Annotated in this window: 1 protein-coding gene; it reads right to left on the minus strand. The window is 68.1% G+C overall.

The annotated features are described in order from the left end of the window. The coding region (locus C6558_RS39315) for a hypothetical protein (protein ID WP_199197158.1) at positions 1-305 on the minus strand (305 nt) is incomplete at its 3' end. Positions 306-404 lie beyond the last annotated feature (99 nt).

A 404-nucleotide genomic window follows, 5' to 3' on the forward strand; every position in this document is an offset into this window, starting at 1 on the left:
CTCGAAAGCGAGAGTTCGGCGGCAATCCAACTTTCGCTTGCTGCGGGACCGGCGGCGTTCGCAAGGCGCCGGGTTTCGGCCTCCCGCGCTTCGAAGGCGGGCACGGCGGCACGGACTTCGCCGACGAGTGCCGCAAGGCGGTTGGCCAGCGCCTGATCGACCGAACCCGCCGGTGTCTCATCAGGGATCGGCAGCCGGGGATCGATCGCTTCGGCGGTGCGGGGGGCCAGGCTCGGTTCGGGCACGACCGGCATCGAACAGCCGGCCATGACAGCGGAGATCAGGAGCATCGACAGCGAACGCATTGCCAGGCGTCTAGGTGCGCTGTCCCGACTAGGCAATGCCGGCGCTAATCTCGCCTGGGGGGTTGCGTGAAAAACCTGTCGCCCCTAAGGGACGCCCCG

Source organism: Ensifer sp. NM-2, assembly GCF_003024455.1.
GTDB lineage: Bacteria > Pseudomonadota > Alphaproteobacteria > Rhizobiales > Rhizobiaceae > Ensifer > Ensifer canadensis.